Source organism: Gordonia aurantiaca, assembly GCF_039939235.1.
GTDB lineage: Bacteria > Actinomycetota > Actinomycetes > Mycobacteriales > Mycobacteriaceae > Gordonia.
The window spans coordinates 1-18,338 of record NZ_JBDUUF010000004.1 but is presented as its reverse complement, the minus strand read 5'-3'; the positions used below and the strand labels follow the sequence as shown (position 1 = coordinate 18,338).

Below are 18,338 nucleotides of genomic sequence, written 5' to 3'. Positions count from 1 at the left end.
GAACATCCGCAACATGAACCTCGCCGCAGGAAACTTCCTCATCCCCAATGGCACCTTTTTCGTGTGCCTGGCCATCTTCGTCATCGTCTTCCTCGTGATCCGGACGATGGTCGTGCCGCCGATCCTCAAGGTGCTCGACGAGCGTGAAGCCATGGTCGCGAAGACGGCCGAGGACAACCGGGCCGCTGCGGCGAGCTACGAGGATGCCGACACCGAATACCGGGCTGCGCTCAAGGCAGCCCGGGCCGACGCGACCGGTATTCGGGACCAGGCACGTGCCGAGGGCAACGAGTTGTTGTCCGAGGCCAAGCAACGTGCCACGGCAGAAGCGGACGCTGCGATCGCCCAGGCCACCGAGCAGTTGAAGGCGGAGGGTGAGCGTGCCGCCGAGGCTGCTCGCCGCGATGTCGACCGGCTGTCGGCGGTCCTCGCGAGCCGCGTGCTCGGTACCGAGGTGTCGTCCGACAAGTCGGCGGCGTACGAGTCGACAGGAACGGTGAAGTAAGTGGACATCGTCATTGGAAACCTGATCGGGCTCGCGATCATCGTCTTCCTCTTCTGGAAGTACGTGCGACCCGTGCTCTCGAAGGCGGTGACCGCTCAGAAGGAGGCCATCGCCGCGCAGGTCGCCGAGAGCGAGGCCGCCAAGGCTCGCGTCGCCGACGCGAAGGCCGCTCACGATCGTGCGCTCGCCGAGGCCAAGGCCGAGGCCGAAGAGCTGCACAAGGCCGCGCTCGAGGATGCCGAGAACATCAAGAAGGACCTCGCCGCCCAGGCGGAGGCCGAGGTCAAGCGCATCACCGAGCACGGACGCTCGCAGACCGAGCTCAACCGGGCCTCCCTGGTGCGTTCGCTGCGTAACGACCTGGGTCTTGCCGCCATCGACGGCGCGACCAGGATCGTCCGGTCCCAGCTGTCCGACGCGAGCGCGCAGTCGGAGGCCATCGATCGGGTCATCACCGAGCTCGAATCGATGTCGGCCGGTGGTCCGTCGGACCTGGTGGCCCGCAACGCCGATCTGATCGGCCTGCATTCCATGCGCGCCGCCAGCCGGGATTCGGCCCTGGCCGTCTCCCGGGCCTTCGAGCAGAAGGCTTCGTCGCTCGACAGCGGTGCCCTGGTCACCGCGAGTGACGAACTCACCCAGGTGATCTCGCTGCTCGACTCCAACCCGGTGCTCCGCAAGCGGCTCACCGAGGACGAGGACAACACCGCCGGCCAGGTCAAGCTCGTCGAGAACCTCTTCGGCGGCAAGGTCTCGCCGATCGTGGTCGACGTCCTGACCGAGGCCGTCAAGCAGCGTTGGTCCACGGCCAACGACTTCACGGCGGCCCTGCGTCGCCAGAACTCGCTGATCGTGCTGGCTGCGGCCGAGCGCGACGGCGTGATCGAGAAGACCGAGGAAGAGCTGTTCTCGGTGGCCCGCCTGCTCGACCAGAACCCGCAGCTGGCATCGCTGCTCTCCAACGACAGCCACGACGGTGAGAAGCGCGTTGAGCTCCTCAAGTCGTTGGTGGGGGACAAGGTCGGGAATCTGTCCTGGATTCTGTTGGCGCACACCATCGTTCTGCTGCACGGCCAGCCGGCCGATGTGGCGATCGACCAGCTCGCCGAGCTGGCGGCAGCACGCCGGGGAGAGTCGGTGGCCCATGTGGTCTCGGCCGCCCCGCTGTCGCAGGACCAGGTCTCGCGCCTGGCCTCGGTGCTCGGCACCATCTACGGACGCACCATCTCGGTTCAGACCGAGATCGATCCCGACATCCTCGGCGGCCTCCGGATCGCCGTCGGGGACGAGGTCATCGAAGCCGATGTGGCAACACGCCTGGCGAAGGCGGCCGAGAGCCTGCCGCGCTGACCCCAGCGCACATCGAAGCGAACACCCCCAAACACCAGCCGGACTGAGCAAGAAAGACGAATACCCATGGCGGAGTTGACGATCTCACCAGACGAGATTAAGGGAGCGATCGAGCAGTATGTCTCGTCGTTCGATGCCGAGGCCTCCCGCGAGGAGGTGGGCATCGTCACCGACACATCGGACGGTATCGCCCACGTCAGCGGTCTGCCCGGCGCGATGGCCAACGAACTCCTGCAGTTCGAGGGCGGCGTGCTCGGCGTGGCCCTGAACCTCGAAGAGGACGAGATCGGCGCCGTCATCCTCGGTGACTACGAGACCCTGGAAGAGGGCCAGCAGGTCAGCCGTACCGGCGACGTGCTCTCGGTCCCGGTCGGCGATGCCTTCCTCGGTCGCGTGGTGGACCCGCTGGGCAAGCCGATCGACGGCCTCGGTGACATCGAGGCCGAGGAGCGTCGCGTCCTCGAGCTGCAGGCCGCCACCGTGCTCGAGCGCCAGCCGGTCGAGGAGTCGCTCGCCACCGGTATCAAGGCCATCGACGCGATGACCGCCATCGGCCGCGGCCAGCGCCAGCTGATCATCGGCGACCGCAAGACCGGCAAGACCGCGGTCTGCATCGACGCGATCCTGAACCAGAAGGCGAACTGGGAGACCGGCGACCCGTCCAAGCAGGTCCGCTGCATCTACGTCGCGATCGGCCAGAAGGGCTCGACCATCGCCGGCGTCAAGGCCGCCCTCGACGAGGCCGGCGCGATGGAGTACACGACCATCGTCGCGGCCCCGGCGTCCGACTCGGCCGGTTTCAAGTGGCTGGCCCCCTACACCGGTTCGGCCATCGGCCAGCACTGGATGTACCAGGGCAAGCACGTCCTGATCGTGTTCGACGACCTGACCAAGCAGGCCGAGGCCTACCGCGCGATCTCGCTGCTGCTGCGTCGTCCGCCGGGCCGCGAGGCCTACCCGGGTGACGTCTTCTACCTGCACTCCCGTCTGCTGGAGCGTTGCGCGAAGCTGTCGGACGAGATGGGCGGCGGCTCGATGACCGGTCTGCCGATCATCGAGACCAAGGCCAATGACGTGTCGGCGTTCATCCCGACCAACGTCATCTCGATCACCGACGGCCAGGTCTTCCTCGAGTCCGACCTGTTCAACAAGGGTGTTCGCCCCGCCATCAACGTCGGCACCTCGGTGTCCCGCGTCGGTGGCGCCGCGCAGACCAAGGGCCTGAAGAAGGTCTCGGGTTCGCTGCGTCTGGAGCTCGCCCAGTTCCGCGAGCTGGAGGCCTTCTCGGCCTTCGCCTCCGACCTCGACGACGCGTCGAAGGCTCAGCTCGAGCGCGGCGCCCGCTGGGTCGAGATGCTCAAGCAGGACCAGTACAGCCCCTTCTCGGTCGAGGACGAGATCATCTCGATCTACCTCTGCTCGGAGGGCTACTACGACTCGGTGCCGGTGGACGACGTTCGCAACTTCGAGACCCAGCTGCTCAGCCACCTGCATCACGCTGCCAAGGGTGTCTACGACTCGATCGCCGGCGGTCAGGTGCTGACCGACGACCAGGCCGAGATCCTGGGCGCCGAGGTCAACAAGTTCAAGAAGAGCTACCTCACCCACGACGGCAAGCGCGTGGTCAACGAGGCCGAGGCCGAGGCAATGGATGCCGAGGACGTCGAGAACGAAGAGATCAAGATCCGCAAGTGATCTCAGACGTCAACGGACATTGCGATAAGGAAGGGGTGAGGGCTCATGGCCAGCATTCGTGAGCTGCGCTCACGCATCCGGTCGGTCCAGTCGACCAAGAAGATCACCAAGGCTCAGGAGCTGATCGCGACCTCGCGAATCACGAAGGCTCAGGCACGTGTCGCCGCGGCGAAGCCGTACGCGGAAGAGATGACGACCGTGCTCTCGGAGCTCGCGAGCCATGCGGGGCAACTGGACAACCCGCTGCTGACCGAGCGTGAGAACCCCAAGCGCGCGGCGATCCTCGTGGTCACCAGTGACCGCGGCATGTGTGGCGGCTACAACGCCAACGTGCTCAAGGCGACGCGCGAGCTCATCTCGCTGCTGCGCGAAGAGGGCAAGGAAGCCGTCCTTTTCGTGATGGGCCGTAAGGGCGTCGGGTTCTTCAACTTCCGCGGTCAGGAGATCGCGGACTCGTGGACGGGCTTCTCGGAGTCGCCGAAGTACGCCGACGCCGCGACCGCGACGGAGTTCCTCGTGAACCTGTTCGTGGCCGGCTCGGGGTCCGAGGTCGAGCGTCCGGGTGGTGACGGAACCCTGGAGGGCGTCGACGAACTGCACCTGGTCTACACCCGGTTCCAGTCGATGCTGTCGCAGGTCCCCGAGGTCCGTCGGGTGGCTCCGCTGGTGGTGTCGGAGGACGACTCCCCCGAGGAGAAGCCCTCGCGGAACTACAGCTTCGAGCCGAGCGCCGACACCCTGCTCGACGCTCTGCTGCCGAAGTACGTGGCCACGCGGGTCTACGCCGCGCTGCTGGACTCGGCTGCGTCTGAGTCTGCGGCCCGCCGTACCGCCATGAAGGCGGCGACCGACAACGCCGAGGAACTGGCCAAGACGCTCTCGCGCGAGGCCAACCAGCTCCGCCAGGCCCAGATCACCCAGGAAATCAGCGAGATCGTCGGCGGCTCGAGCGCCCTGGCGAACTAGCCGGATGCGCCACCACGACGACGAGACCCAAACTTCGAAATAAGAGGAAGTGACCCAAGCACCATGACCGCAGCAGTAGAAACCCCCTCCGCGAAGTCGGCGGGTTCCGCCGATGGGCGGGTTGTCCGCATCATCGGCCCCGTGGTCGATGTGGAGTTCCCGCGCGGCTCGATCCCCGAGCTGTTCAACGCCCTGCACACCGAGGTCACCCTTCCCTCGGTTGCCAAGACGCTGACCCTCGAGGTGGCGCAGCACCTGGGTGACAACCTGGTGCGCACCATCTCGATGCAGCCCACCGACGGCCTGGTCCGTGGTGCCACGGTCACCGACACCGGCAAGTCGATCGTCGTGCCGGTCGGCGACGTCGTGAAGGGCCATGTGTTCAACGCCCTCGGCGACTGCCTCGACAGCCCGGGCCTGGGCCGTGACGGCGAGCAGTGGAGCATCCACCGCAAGCCCCCGGCCTTCGACGAGCTCGAGGGCAAGACCGAGATCCTCGAGACCGGCATCAAGGTCATCGACCTGCTGACCCCCTACGTGAAGGGCGGCAAGATCGGTCTGTTCGGTGGCGCAGGCGTCGGCAAGACCGTTCTGATCCAGGAGATGATCACCCGTATCGCGCGTGAGTTCTCCGGTACGTCGGTGTTCGCCGGTGTCGGTGAGCGCACCCGTGAGGGCACCGACCTGAAGCTCGAGATGGAGGAGATGGGCGTCCTCCAGGACACCGCCCTCGTCTTCGGCCAGATGGACGAGCCGCCGGGCACCCGTATGCGCGTGGCCCTCTCGGCGCTGACCATGGCGGAGTACTTCCGCGATGTGAAGCACCAGGACGTGCTGCTGTTCATCGACAACATCTTCCGCTTCACGCAGGCCGGCTCGGAGGTCTCGACCCTGCTCGGTCGCATGCCTTCGGCGGTGGGTTACCAGCCGACCCTCGCGGACGAGATGGGTGAGCTCCAGGAGCGGATCACCTCGACCAAGGGCCGCTCGATCACCTCGCTGCAGGCGATCTACGTCCCCGCCGACGACTACACCGACCCGGCGCCGGCGACCACCTTCGCGCACCTCGATGCGACCACCGAGCTCTCGCGTCCGATCTCGCAGCTGGGTATCTACCCGGCCGTGGACCCGCTGACCTCGACCTCCCGCATCCTCGAGGCCTCGATCGTCGGCGAGGAGCACTTCCGCGTCGCCAACGAGGTCAAGCGCATCCTGCAGAAGTACAAGGAGCTGCAGGACATCATCGCCATCCTCGGTATGGACGAGCTCTCCGAAGAGGACAAGGTCACGGTCGCCCGCGCCCGTCGAATCCAGAAGTTCCTCGGCCAGAACTTCCTCGTCGCCGAGAAGTTCACCGGTCAGAAGGGCTCGGTCGTCCCGCTCGCGGACACCATCGAGGCCTTCGACCGTGTCGCCAAGGGCGAGTTCGACCACCTGCCCGAGCAGGCGTTCAACAGCTGCGGTGGTCTCGATGACGTGGAGGCCGCCGCCGCCAAGATCGCCGGAAAGTAGCGGTAATCCATGGCTGAGAAGTCCTTCCACGTGGAGGTTGTCTCCGCGGACTCGCGCCTGTACTCCGGTGAGGCGACGTTCGTGATCGCGAAGACGACCGTCGGCGAGCTCGGTGTCCTCGCCAACCACGAGCCGCTCCTGGGCCAGTTGGTCCCCGGTGGTTTCGTGGTCATCGACGAGGAGAACGGCAAGCGTCGCGCGGCGGCCGTCGAGGGCGGATTCCTGTCTGTCACCGGCGAGGCCGTGACGATCCTCGCCGAGTCGGCCGAGTGGGCCGACAAGGTGGACGTCAACGCGGAGAAGCAGGCCCTCGAGCAGGCCGAGGCGGACTCGCCCGAGTATCACCGTGCTCAGGCGCGTCTGGCCGCGGCGCAGTACCTTTCGAAGTAACATCCCGCCTCTCGGCGGACCACGACCTCGGCCGGTCATCGGGATCACCCGGTGACCGGCCGAGGTCGTTTCGCATCGCGAAGATGTCATCTGGCATGCTTGACCCCACAGCTCGAGTCCCGCGTCGACCACGCGGCCTCTCGTCGTCGGTTCCCCAGGCGTACCGGCCTCGCGGGGTCGACGTGCCCTCGTGTACCCCGGGACCGCACACAGGGATCGCACACAAAGGAGTTGGTGATGTTGCTGCCGGTCGTGTTGCTGAGCGTGCTGCTGGCCGTGGCCGTCATCCTCTGCATCATGCTGGCCTTCCGTCTCGCGCAGTTGCGGCGAGCCGGCACCCCGATCCTGCTCCGCACGATCCCGGCGGCCGTCGACCACGGCTGGCGGCACGGGACGGTGCACTACAGCGACAACTCGCTGCGCTACTACCGGCTGGCGTCGCTTCGACCGGGTCCCAATGTGACGCTGTCCCGCCAGGGCATCGAGATCACCGGCCGCCGGCGCCCGGAGGGAACCGAGACGGAGATCCTCGAGGGCATGCTGATCCTGCAGGTGCACACCCGGGGCCGCAATGACGACGGGTACGAGCTCGCGATGGGCCCGGGCGCCGTCACCGCTTTCCAGTCGTGGGTCGAGTCGCGACAGTCGGAACGTTCCCAGCGGCGTCGCACCGCCTGACCACCCGGACCGAAGACAGTCAGCCGGACCGTGAAAACGGCCCGGCTGCAATGTTTTTCGGAGAGGTGTGGATGGCGTGCGTCAGGAGTCCTCCGGCCGCGGCCGGTTGCCGCCCGGCACCCACTTCACGTCGCCGAGTCGCCCCTCGGAGTCGCGGTTGGCAACGCGCGACAGGATGAACAGCAGGTCCGAGAGGCGGTTGAGGTACTTCGCCGGAAGCACGCTGGTGTCGTCGGGATACGCGGCGACCGCAGCCCACGCGGATCGCTCGGCGCGGCGGACCACGGTGCGCGCCTGATGCAGGTACGCCGCGAGTGGCGTACCGCCGGGCAGGATGAACGAGTCCAGCGGCGGCAGGTCCGCGCCGAAGGAGTCGCACCAGCGTTCGAGCGCGTCGATGTATTCCTGCCGGATGCGCAGCGGGGGGTACTTGGGGTTCTCGACGATCGGGGAGGACAGGTCGGCGCCCGCGTCGAACAGGTCGTTCTGCACCGTCGAGAGCACGCCGCGGATGTCGTCGGGCACGTCGCCGCCGAGGGCGAGCGCGAGTCCGATGACCGCGTTGGCCTCGTCGCAGTCGGCGTACGCGACGACCCGCGGGTCGGTCTTCGGCACGCGCGAGAAGTCGCTGAGCCCGGTGGACCCGTCGTCTCCGGTACGGGTGTAGATCCTCGTCAGGTGAACGGCCATGCGACGAATGTACTGCGTTGGCAGGCCACGGTGGGGCGGCGGCTAAGGTGGCAAGCGTGAGCGATCGGTTTCTGGTGACGGGTGGCGCCCGGCTGTCCGGTGAGGTCTCGGTCGGAGGCGCCAAGAACAGCGTGCTGAAGCTGATGGCGGCGGCATTGCTGGCCGAGGGGACGACGGTCCTGACGAACGCGCCGGAGATCGCCGACGTGCCGCTGATGGCCGAGGTGCTGCGTGGACTCGGCGCCGTCGTCGAGATGGAGGGTGACACGGTCACCATCACCGCGCCCGCCGAACCGAAGTTCCACGCCGACTTCGCCGCGGTCCGGCAGTTCCGCGCCTCGGTATGCGTGCTCGGTCCCCTGATGGCGCGCTGCCACCGCGCGGTGGTCGCGCTGCCCGGCGGCGACGCGATCGGTTCGCGTCCGCTCGACATGCATCAGGCCGGCCTGCGCGCGCTGGGTGCGACGAGTTCCATCGAGCACGGCTGTGTGGTCGCGGAGGCGGACGCGCTCGTCGGCGCGCCCATCGCGCTCGAGTTCCCGTCCGTCGGCGCGACCGAGAACATCCTCATGGCCGCGGTCCTCGCCGACGGGCAGACCACCATCGACAACGCCGCACGCGAGCCCGAGATCGTGGACCTCTGCGAGATGCTGCGGCAGATGGGAGCACAGATCTCCGGCGCGGGCACCTCGACACTCACCGTCACCGGCGTCGACCGCCTGCACCCGACGACCCACCGCGTCGTCGGCGACCGCATCGTCGGCGCGACATGGGGCATCGCGGCCGCCATGACCCGCGGTGACGTCACCGTGACGGGCGTGAAACCCGAGCACCTCCAGCTCGTCCTGAACAAACTGATCGCGACCGGGGCGCAGGTCGACACCTTCGACGACGGCTTCCGCGTGCGTCACGACGGCCGGCCCGTGGCGGTCAACGTCTCGACGCTGCCGTTCCCCGGCTTTCCCACCGATCTGCAACCGATGGCGATCGCGCTCGCCTCGATCTCCGAGGGCATGTCGCTGGTCACCGAGAACGTCTTCGAGGCCCGGTTCCGGTTCGTCGAGGAGATGGTCCGGCTCGGCGCCGACGCACGCACCGACGGACACCACGCGGTGATCCGCGGCATCGAACGTCTGTCGAGTGCCCCGGTGTGGTGCTCCGACATCCGCGCCGGCGCGGGTTTGGTGCTCGCCGGCCTGGTGGCCGACGGCGTCACCGAGGTGCACGACGTCGAACACATCGATCGCGGCTACCCGCACTTCGTGGAGATCCTGCGCAGCCTCGGCGGCGAGATCGAGCGTGTGAGCGACTGATTCGCGCATCGGCCGGGTGCGTCGTCGGCCACGGATACCTGTCCGATCGGACAGGCACCACCCCCGTCCGGTCGGGCCGACGTTGCCCGCCGACGGTCAGGACCCCTTGTGGCCGTTGTGATCTGGGCGACATTCTCGTTGTGGCAGACCCGAACGTCACAAGGAGATCATCCCCATGGCCATTGAGCTGAACCAGATCTGGGACTTCCCCATCAAGGAGTTCCACCCGTTCCCGAAGGCGAAGCTGGGCGTCGGAGCGCACGACATGCTGGGCGTCGAGGCCAAGGAACTCGGCATGACCCGAGTCCTGCTGATGACCACCGGCCTGCGCGGCTCGGGCATCATCGAGGAGCTCGTCGGAAAGATCGAGTACCAGGGCGTCGACGTGGTGCTCTACGACCAGGTGGAGTCCAACCCCAAGGACTACAACGTCATGGACGCCGCCGCGCTCTACCAGTCGGAGAAGTGCGACGGCATCATCTCGGTCGGCGGCGGCTCCAGCCATGACGCGGCCAAGGGTGCGCGCATGGTGATCGCGCACGACGGCCGCAACATCAACGAGTTCGAGGGCTTCTCGAAGGCGACCAACAAGGAGAACCCCAAGCACATCGCGGTCTCGACCACGGCCGGCACCGGCTCGGAGACCTCGTGGGCCTACGTCATCACCGACACCTCGGACATGAACAACCCGCACAAGTGGGTGGCCTTCGACGACACCTGTCTCGTCGACCTGGCCATGGACGATCCGCTGCTCTACTACTCGTGCCCCGAGCACTTCACCGCGTTCTGCGGGTTCGACGTGCTCGCCCACGCGAGTGAGCCGTACGTGTCCCGGCTCGACTTCGCGCCCTCGCTCGGCAACGCCAAGTACTCGATCGAGCTGATCGCCAAGCACCTGCGGACCGCGGTGTACGACCCGCGGAACCTCGAGGCGCGCACCGGGATGATGTACGCGCAGTACATCGCCGCGCAGGCGTTCAACTCCGGCGGCCTGGGTCTGGTCCACAGCCTCTCGCACGCGGTCAGCGCGTTCTACGACAGCCACCACGGCCTCAACAACGCCATCGCCCTGCCGCGTGTGTGGGAGTACAACCTGCCGTCGCGCTTCGAGCGATACGCCGAGATCGCCGCCCTGATGGGCGTCGACACCTCGAAGATGACCACCGTCCAGGCGGCCGACGCCGCGGTCGAGGAGGCCATTCGCCTGTCCAAGGACCTCGGCATCCCGGACAACTTCGGCCAGCTGCGGGTCGACAGCTACGAGAAGAACCGGATGAACACCGGCAAGTACGAGGGTCGAGGCGAGGGAATCGACACCTCCGAGAAGCAGATCCGCGCGATCGCCGAGCACATGATGGGCGACTGGTGCACCCCGGGCAACCCGCGTGAGTCCACCGTCGAGTCGCTGATCCCGATGGTCACGCACGCCTTCACCGGCAGCTACTGATCCGCCCCCCCAGATCGCCGGCTGCCGGTCACCGCAGCCGATCCCGTGCCCGGGACACACCCCTTCCCGGGCACGGGATCCGGCCTCTCGCACAAGCATTCCCACGTACTTCCCGCACAGTCTTCCCGGAAGGTCACCGATGACGACGACGTACACCCCCACCGAGCAGGCACCCGTGGCCGACGACCCGACGCACCGCTTCGAGTCGGTGGAGGGCCTGTCGGCCGCGCTGTCCGGCCAGGGCTACCTCATCGGCCCGGAGCTCGCCGTCGTCGTGCACCTCGCGACCCTGCTCGACCGGCCGCTGCTGCTCGAGGGGCCGGCCGGCGTCGGCAAGACCGAACTCGCCAAGGCGCTCGCCGCCGCGTCGGGCCGCGAACTCATCCGGCTGCAGTGCTACGAGGGGCTCGACGACTCGCGCGCGCTGTACGAGTGGGACTACGCCCGCCAGCTACTGCACGTGCAGATGCTGCGCGACCGAATCAGCGCTGAACTGGCCGCGGAGACAACGCTTTCCGCGGCGTCGGCAGCACTCGCCCGCACCGATGTCGGCGTGTACACCGAGGACTTCCTGGTGGCCCGCCCACTACTCGCCGCGATCACCTCGACGACCCCGACGGTGTTGCTCATCGACGAGATCGACCGCACCGACGAGGCAATGGAGGCGGTGATGCTCGAGATGCTCGCCGAACGGCAGGTGTCGGTGCCCGAGCTCGGGACCTTCACCGCACGATCGTCGCCGTGGGTCATCCTCACCTCCAACGACACCCGGGAGTTGTCGCCCGCGCTCAAGCGCCGGTGCCTGCACTTCCAGGTCGACTACCCCGATCCGGAGACCGAGCGCGCGATCGTCGCGGTCCGGGCGCCGGAGGTCGAGGACCAGGTGATCGCCGACGTCGTCGATCTCGCGCGTCGCCTGCGCGACCTCCCGCTCCGCAAGAGCCCGTCGATCGCCGAGGTCATCGACGCCGCTCGCGCCGCGTCGTATCTGAAGAACAGCGGCGCCGGTCCGCTGGGCGCCGGCCTCGACGGCGAGCGGCCCGGTCCGGTGGACACCGCGCTGCTGTCGCTGCTGGTCAAGTTCGGAACCGACCTCGACCTCGCCCGGCAGGCCCTCACCCGATCGACGTCGCCCGGGGCGGAGACCACCCGCGGCGAGGTCGGGGTGGACGGCACCACACCGCAGGGCTCGGTCACCGCGCGGGCCTTCGGCGCGGGACGGGCCCGCAGCGCCGGTACCCGCGCGGGCCGATGACGCCCTCGCCTGTTCCGTCGCCGGCCGCGACGCCTCCGACGGCCGGCGCAGCCGGCGGCGTGGGGGAGACCCGCCGCGTCGAGATCCTCGACCTGCTCGCCGTCCTGTTCGGCCGGACGCTGCGGGCCGCGGGTGTCATGGCCTCGCCCGCCGAGGTCATCGAGATCCGCCGCACGCTGTCGATCGTCGGCGGCGCAGACCTCGGCCTGTTGCGGGCGGCACTTCGCAGTGTCTGCGTCAAATACGGTTACGAGACACCGGCTTTCGATCACGCCTTCGAGGTCTTCTTCGGCGGCGGGGAGTCCCCGTCGGACGACGGGGAGCTGCCCCGGCCGCGCGGCGTCGCCGCCGACCTGCCCGACGACGTCGTCTGGGACGAGGAGTTCACCGGCGCCGCACGCCGGATCGGCGCCGACGAACACACCGAGGAGATCGGCGACCTCATCGCCGCCGACCCCGATGCCGGCGAACGACACGGTGAGAGCGCGCACCGGGAGGAGAACGACTTCACCGTCTCCACCGGGGCCGAGCAGCTCGGCGTCGACCCCGACAGCGGCGCCGTCAGCGGGGGAGTGACCTACACCGTCGAGATCGACGCGGCGGATTCGGCGACGGTCGGCGAACTGACCGGCGCCACGATGCGCGTGGAGGGCACACCGCTCGGACTGTCGGGCGCCGCGGCGATCCTGGCCGCCCTCGACGCCTACGACCCGCGTCGTGCCTACGGCGCCGACGGCAACGCCGACCTCGACGACGTCCGCCGGCGCGAACTCGAGTCGGCGCTGGCCGCGTTCGTCGACGCCCTCACCGAACGGCTCGAGGCAGCGGGTCCCGCAGACGGGGCGGTCCCCGAGCGGAACACACAGGTCACGACCGACCAGGCCGACATCGACCGCGCCTGCCACCGCCTGATCCAGCGGATGCGGGGAGCACCACGACGGGTGATCCGGCCGGGCGATCACGGCACGCTCGACATCCGCTCCACGATGCGTGCGGCGGTCGCCACCGACGGGGTGCCCGCGGAGCTGTGGCGGCGCCGGCCGCGGCCCGGCCCGGTCCGGTTGCTGGTGCTCGTCGACGTCTCGCTGTCCGTGCGCCCGGTCACCGGGTTCATCCTGCGACTGGCCCAGACGCTGCACCGATACGGCGACCGGTGCGAGGTGATCGCCTTCGTGGACCGGCCGGTGCGGGTGACCACCGCGCTGCGCGCGGCCTCCGCGGACGCGGCGCTGGCGGCCGTACTGGCCGCCGACGGTCTGGACCTCGCGGCCAGCAGCGACTACGGCCGGATGCTCGGCGGACTGCTCGGCGAGTTCGGCGATCTGGTCTCGTCGCGCACCTCCGTCCTCGTCGTCGGGGACGCGCGCAGTAACGGGTTCGACCCCCGCGCCGATCTGATCGCCGAGGTCGCCCGGCGCGCGCACCGCGTCGCGTGGGTGACGCCCGAACCCGCTCGGTACTGGTCGCAGGCCGGTTGTGCGATGGCCGACTACGCCCGGCACTGCTCCGGCGTGGTCAGCGTTCGCGACGGAGCGGAGATGCTGGCGCGCTGCGACGAACTCGGTGCGGCGCTGCGGTGAGGTGAGTAGCGTCGGGATCGCTGGCGGATCACGACCTCACCGGCGGATTCGACGGCGCCGGCCGGGCCGGTGACGGTGTGATGGAGGACGACGATGCAGACAGGCACGCGCCGGCGCGGGAGCGGGCACGTCGCCAAGTTCCACGCGCCCGAGATCGTGTTGGGCCCGGGCGCCTTCGACGAGGTGGGTCCGGCGACCGCGGGGCTCGGCATGCGCCGGCCACTGGTCGTGAGCGACCGCTGCCTGCAGGAGACGCCGTGGTTCGACATGCTCCTCAAGCGGTTGGCCGCCGCGGGTCTCGACGCCGCGTCCCACGTCGACGTGTCGCCCAATCCGCGAGCCGGCGAGGTCACCGCGGCCTTCGACGCCTACCAGGCCCACGACGCCGACGGTCTCGTCGCACTCGGCGGCGGATCGGTCATCGATGCGGCCAAGGGGGTCGCGGTGCTCGCATCCAATGGCGGCCACATCCTCGAGTACGAGGGCATCGACCGCGCGCAGCTCCCGCTGCCGCCGCTGGTCGCGGTGCCGACGACCGCGGGCAGCGGCGCCGACGTCTCCCAGTTCTGCATCATCAACGACGCCGCGCGGCGCACGAAGGTCACCATCATCGGTCGCTCGCTGGTGCCCGACCTGTCGGTGAGCGATCCGACGTTGCTGTCCACGGTCCCGCCGGAGGTCACCGCGCAGGTCGGCATGGACGTGCTGACGCACTGTGTCGAGGCGTATGTGTCGCTGGCCCACGGTCGGATGACCGATTCGCTTGCGCTGGAATCGATCCGCGGCGTCTGGACCCACCTCGAGCGGCTGGTCGACGACCCGGCCGACGAGGTCGCCGCCGGGGAGATGTCGTTGGCCTCCCTGCGTGCCGGTATGGCGTTCACCAACGCGATCCTCGGCGCGACACACGCCATGAGCCACCCCGTGGGCGGCCACTGCGACGCCCCGCACGGGGCGATCAACGCGGTACTGCTCCCGCACGTCATCCGCTACAACGCGGTGGTCTGCGCCGACGGCTTCGTCGACCTCGCCGAGGCAATCGGGTTGCCCACCGACGGCGACGCGCGCTCGGTCGCCGATCGGCTCGCGGACGCCGTCGCCGGACTCGGCGCGCGGGTGGGCATGCCGGAGTCGTTGCGTCCCCTGGGGGTGCGTGCCGACGATCTCGACCGGTTGACGACCCACGCCCTGGCCGACTCGTGCATGACGACCAACCCGCGCCGGCCCGAGGCCGCCGCGATCCGCGATCTCTACGCGGTGGCACTATGATGACCGGGCCCCTGCCCCGGCCCACGCCCGGTGACCGGCCCGACCGGGCGGAGCTCGACAGCCTGGTCGGCCTGCGCAGCGTCAAGGGACGCCACTACGCCCAGTATCGCGGCGTCGAGGCCCGCCTCGGACGCGTCGTCGGCGCACTCGAACGGATCTCGCGCGCGCTGGTGCGCACCGCCGAAGGACCCGAGGCGCTGGTCGTCTCGGTCGTCCGGGCCGCGCGGGATCACCTCGGCGCCGAGTGGGTGGTCTTCGCACTCGCCGACGGACAGCTCGAACGGTCCGCGCCCCGGCATCTCATCAGCTCGGGGAGGGGCCGGTTGTACGCCTTCGAGGGTGCGTCCACCGCCGAACCGCCGATCGGACTGCCCGACGCGGTGCTCAACCGGCTCAACGACATCCTGCGCGACCACGAACCGTTGCTGCACCGGCCGATCCTGTCCGAGGACCACGTGCACGTTCCCGTCGAACTCGACGGCCGGGTCGTCGGCGGACTGTCCGCGTGGACACCGTCGGACCGCGAGGTCGATCCCACCGATGTCGTGGTCCTGCGCATCCTGGCGAGCCAGGCCATCGTCGCGCTGCTCAACGCCGAGCTGTTCTCCGAGACACATCGCCACGCCGCCGAACTCGCCGCGCGCAACGAGGAACTCGAACGCACCCAGCGTGAACTGTCCGCGGCCATGCGGGCCACGCTCCTCAACGAGGAGCGCTCGCGCATCGCCCGCGAACTGCACGACTCGGTGACCCAGTCGGTGCTGTCGGCCGGAGTGCAGATCGAACTCTGCCGCGACCTCGTCGAGGGCCCTGCGCTCGACCGTCTGGAGATGGCGGGACGCCTGACCAAGGAGGCGGTCGAGCAGCTGCGGACGTTCATCTACGCACTCAACAACGCGTCGAGGGCACCCTCGCCGAGCGTCCGCGAGGTCCTCACCGAGCTGTGTTCCCTGCACATGCCGCCCGACCTGTCCGCACAGGTACACATCCGTGGCCGATCCCGCGAACTCGCCGATGACGTGCAGCATGCGCTGCTGCGGATCGCCGGTGAGGCGCTGTTCAACGCGGCCATCCATGCCCGGGCCTCCCAGGTCGTCGTGACGCTCACCTATGCGTCGGACCGGGTGTCGTTGGCCGTCGACGACGACGGCGTCGGCGATCCCGAACACCTGCGCCGCGTCATGCGCACGGCCATGCTGGGGGACCTCGCCGCCGGCCGGCACCGGGGCCTGGCCAACATGGCCTCGCGCGCCGCCGAACTCGGCGGAGAACTGCGCATCCGGAGGTCCCGCGCGGGTGGCATCCGCGTGGCCGCAACCCTGCCGATACCGACGAGGGAGTTCTCGTGAGTCCAGAAGCAACGACGCCGCGCCGGGTCCGCGAGCCACAGGTGGGCAGGCCCATCCGCACGCTGCTCGTCGACGACCACGCCCTGCTGCGCGAGGGCATGCGTTCGCTGCTCGAACGCGAGGACGTCGTCGAGGTGGTCGGCGAGGCCGGGTCGCACGACGCCGCGCTCGCCGAGGTGAACGCGTGCCGTCCCGACGTGGTGGTGGTCGACCTCAAGCTGTCCGCCGGCACCGAGTACGAGGGCCTGCGGCTGATCAGCGAGATCTCCCGCAGGCACCCCGATGTCGCCGCGCTGGTGCTGACCACCTTCCTCGACGACGACCTGGTGGTGCGAGCGGTGCGCGCCGGGGCGCGCGGGTATGTGGTCAAGGACGTGGACACCACCGAGCTCGTGCGGGCGATCCAGGCGGTGTCGACCGGCGGCAGCGCGTTCGATCCGCGTAGTGCGGCGGTCGTGCTCCGCACGGTGTCGGGGGAGAGCGAGCCCACGGAGACCCTCAGCGACCGGGAACGTGAGGTGCTGCGATTGCTCGCCGACGGGATGTCGAACAAGCGGATCGGGGAGACGCTCTACATCTCCGAGTCGACCGTGAAGTTCCACATCCGCAACATCATCCGGAAGCTGGGCGTCTCCAAGCGCACCGATGCGGTGTACATCGCGAGCAAGCGCGGGCTGATCTGACGATCACGCAGGGGTGAGCACCAGCCACCCGCCGTGATGGTCGAACACCTCCGCCCCGCGGTGCTCGACGCTCTCCGCCCAGCGATACAGATCGAGTTCGGTCAGGCGGAGTCGATGACCGAAATGCGGGCTCGGGTGCTCCTCGAACGGAACCGCCACGATCACGCGCTGTCGCGCCACCCGCAGGGCCTCGGCGAGCGCGGTCGTCGCGCCCTTCTCGTCGAGGTGCTCGAGGAGGTGGATCAGCGAGACGGTGTCCACGGAGTCGTCGTCGTAGGGGAGAGCGGTGGCATCACCGACCTTCGCGTCCACCGCCAGGCCCAGCCGGCGGGATGCGCGCGAGAGGAGCGAGATCGCGCCGTCGGAGATGTCGCATGCCGACACGTCGAGGCCGTCACGTGCGCACGCGATCGCGAAGAAGCCGAAACACGATCCCACCTCGAGCACGCTCGCACCGCGCACCAGCGACCGGGCACGGAGGTGGACCGGAGCGAAAGCCGAAGCGCCGGTCGACAGTTCGCGCAACGAGTTGTCATAGAAGGCGGCCCACGCATCCGCCGAGGTGCCCGCCGAGCTGCGGATGATGTCCACCGCCGCCGACTCGAACTGTTCCTGGCCGCTGAGCACACCGGCCTCGACCAGTGCGACCAGACCGTCGACGACGACCGCGTCGGAGATGGTGTCCTCATCGAAGGGATGCACGATCTGGGCCGTGCCGGACACCCGGCGCCACGACAGGAGCCCGCATCGTGTGAAACCCGCAGGCACAAAGGGGAATCGGAGCACCACCGGATTCCGCGTGCGCCTGCGGTCACGGGCCGTAGATACGGCGGGGACTGATGTGGCCGGCGTCTGCGAAGCCGGTGAGGACAGGTCGGTGGCGGTCATTCCTCGACCGTAGGAACGCGCTGACCTGTGCATAACTGTCCGAGCGGGGATGCGGACCTGTCCGAAGGGACGGTTTGCGTCGCACGTCACATCGGTCGATTCGCCGGGAAACCGCGTCCGGCAGCGTAATTCGGACGTCGATTCGAGCCCGTGACCTGCAACGATGACCGAGGCGTCGAGAGCCGACCTGCGGACTTGACCCCTGCAGTCGATCTGCGTAACTTATTCGGAGTCAGCGCGCCACGGCGCCGCCCTGCCGGGCCTGAGGGGTTCGGGGTAGGGGAGTGGAGACCGGGTTCGAGCTGACCGCCCCTGATCTTTCTGCTCGGGATTGTTTGTGTCTCGGGTAGGGTGGTTGGGGTTCCAGATTCTTTCGCGGCCGTGGTTCTTCGGTTTTGCGGGCGTGGTGAGGGTCTGGTAGGCTGGAAGAGTTGCCCCGGAGACGGGGTGGCTTGGAAGGTGTGAGCCGGCTTGCTGGTGAAAGCTCTTGTGTGGGTGAGTATCTGGTGGGTGTGTGTTCTTTGAGAACTCGATAGTGTGATGATGAATTGTCTGATGCCATTTTTGGCGTCGAGCATTCTTGTGAATGTTTGGATGTTTTTTTGGTTTGTGGCGCTCGGCCCTGTCTGGGTGTCATGGACTGGTTTTTGGATTGGTCAGGTTTTCTTTCCTGGTCTTCTAGTGTTGAAACGCTGGCCCTGTGTTGTGGGTTGGTTGTTTTGCTAGGTTTTCATGGAGAGTTTGATCCTGGCTCAGGACGAACGCTGG

The 18,338-nt window shown here is 68.4% G+C and carries 17 protein-coding genes; 15 read left to right on the top strand and 2 right to left on the bottom strand.

All coding sequences use genetic code 11. The features are described from left to right. Positions 1-13: 13 nt before the first annotated feature. The 7 genes from ABFT43_RS09585 (at position 14) to ABFT43_RS09555 (ending at position 7,096) form a co-directional block, all read left to right on the top strand. Complete coding sequence (locus ABFT43_RS09585) at positions 14-505, top strand: F0F1 ATP synthase subunit B (RefSeq protein ID WP_347960124.1); 492 nt, start codon at positions 14-16, stop codon at positions 503-505. Beyond that, positions 506-1,855: a F0F1 ATP synthase subunit B/delta gene (locus ABFT43_RS09580; protein ID WP_347960123.1), complete on the top strand. Its 1,350-nt coding sequence runs from the start codon at positions 506-508 to the stop codon at positions 1,853-1,855. Positions 1,856-1,921: 66 nt separating this feature from the next. Beyond that, complete coding sequence (gene atpA / locus ABFT43_RS09575; protein WP_347960122.1) at positions 1,922-3,550, top strand: F0F1 ATP synthase subunit alpha; 1,629 nt, start codon at positions 1,922-1,924, stop codon at positions 3,548-3,550. A 45-nt stretch (positions 3,551-3,595) separates the two neighbouring features. Then, positions 3,596-4,516 (top strand): F0F1 ATP synthase subunit gamma, encoded by a 921-nt coding sequence (locus tag ABFT43_RS09570; protein ID WP_347960121.1) that lies wholly within the window; start codon positions 3,596-3,598, stop codon positions 4,514-4,516. 63 nt (positions 4,517-4,579) lie between these two features. Next, entirely contained in the window at positions 4,580-6,028 is a 1,449-nt protein-coding gene (atpD, locus tag ABFT43_RS09565) for a F0F1 ATP synthase subunit beta (protein ID WP_347960120.1), read from the top strand. A 9-nt stretch (positions 6,029-6,037) separates the two neighbouring features. Continuing rightward, positions 6,038-6,418: a F0F1 ATP synthase subunit epsilon gene (locus tag ABFT43_RS09560; protein WP_347960119.1), complete on the top strand. Its 381-nt coding sequence runs from the start codon at positions 6,038-6,040 to the stop codon at positions 6,416-6,418. Between the two features lie 237 nt (positions 6,419-6,655). Next, a complete protein-coding gene (locus tag ABFT43_RS09555) occupies positions 6,656-7,096 on the top strand; it encodes a DUF2550 domain-containing protein (RefSeq protein WP_347960118.1) in 441 nt (146 codons plus the stop codon). 81 nt (positions 7,097-7,177) lie between these two features. On the opposite strand, the gene ABFT43_RS09550 is transcribed toward ABFT43_RS09555, so the two are convergent. Continuing rightward, complete coding sequence (locus ABFT43_RS09550) at positions 7,178-7,786, bottom strand: cob(I)yrinic acid a,c-diamide adenosyltransferase (RefSeq protein ID WP_347960117.1); 609 nt, start codon at positions 7,784-7,786, stop codon at positions 7,178-7,180. Between the two features lie 56 nt (positions 7,787-7,842). Between ABFT43_RS09550 and murA the strand changes: the two genes are divergently transcribed. The 7 genes from murA (at position 7,843) to ABFT43_RS09515 (ending at position 16,682) form a co-directional block, all read left to right on the top strand. Further along, entirely contained in the window at positions 7,843-9,099 is a 1,257-nt protein-coding gene (gene murA / locus ABFT43_RS09545) for a UDP-N-acetylglucosamine 1-carboxyvinyltransferase (RefSeq protein WP_347960116.1), read from the top strand. A gap of 175 nt (positions 9,100-9,274) precedes the next feature. Continuing rightward, positions 9,275-10,546 carry an NDMA-dependent methanol dehydrogenase gene (gene mdo, locus ABFT43_RS09540; protein ID WP_109238902.1) on the top strand — a complete coding sequence of 424 codons (1,272 nt, stop codon included), beginning with the start codon at positions 9,275-9,277 and terminating at the stop codon, positions 10,544-10,546. A gap of 139 nt (positions 10,547-10,685) precedes the next feature. Then, a complete protein-coding gene (locus ABFT43_RS09535) occupies positions 10,686-11,801 on the top strand; it encodes a MadB family AAA-type ATPase (protein WP_347960115.1) in 1,116 nt (371 codons plus the stop codon). Beyond that, positions 11,798-13,381, top strand: a complete 1,584-nt coding sequence (madC, locus tag ABFT43_RS09530; protein WP_347960114.1) for a MadC family VWA domain-containing protein — start codon at positions 11,798-11,800, stop codon at positions 13,379-13,381. Before ABFT43_RS09535 ends, madC begins: the two co-directional genes overlap by 4 nt. A gap of 93 nt (positions 13,382-13,474) precedes the next feature. After that, positions 13,475-14,650: an iron-containing alcohol dehydrogenase gene (locus ABFT43_RS09525; RefSeq protein ID WP_347960113.1), complete on the top strand. Its 1,176-nt coding sequence runs from the start codon at positions 13,475-13,477 to the stop codon at positions 14,648-14,650. Further along, complete coding sequence (locus tag ABFT43_RS09520) at positions 14,650-15,999, top strand: MadS family sensor histidine kinase (RefSeq protein ID WP_347960439.1); 1,350 nt, start codon at positions 14,650-14,652, stop codon at positions 15,997-15,999. Before ABFT43_RS09525 ends, ABFT43_RS09520 begins: the two co-directional genes overlap by 1 nt. Next, positions 15,996-16,682, top strand: coding sequence for a MadR family response regulator transcription factor (locus tag ABFT43_RS09515; RefSeq protein ID WP_347960112.1), 687 nt, complete (start codon positions 15,996-15,998; stop codon positions 16,680-16,682). The genes ABFT43_RS09520 and ABFT43_RS09515 overlap by 4 nt, the downstream gene beginning before the upstream one ends. Positions 16,683-16,685: 3 nt before the next feature. Here the strand turns inward: ABFT43_RS09515 and mftM are convergent, their stop codons facing one another. Then, the gene (gene mftM / locus ABFT43_RS09510; protein ID WP_347960111.1) at positions 16,686-17,570 is read right to left on the bottom strand and encodes a mycofactocin oligosaccharide methyltransferase MftM; all 885 of its coding nucleotides are present in this window, start codon (positions 17,568-17,570) and stop codon (positions 16,686-16,688) included. A gap of 548 nt (positions 17,571-18,118) precedes the next feature. Between mftM and ABFT43_RS09505 the strand changes: the two genes are divergently transcribed. After that, positions 18,119-18,338: hypothetical protein (locus ABFT43_RS09505; protein ID WP_347960110.1), on the top strand; the 220-nt coding region annotated here is incomplete at its 3' end.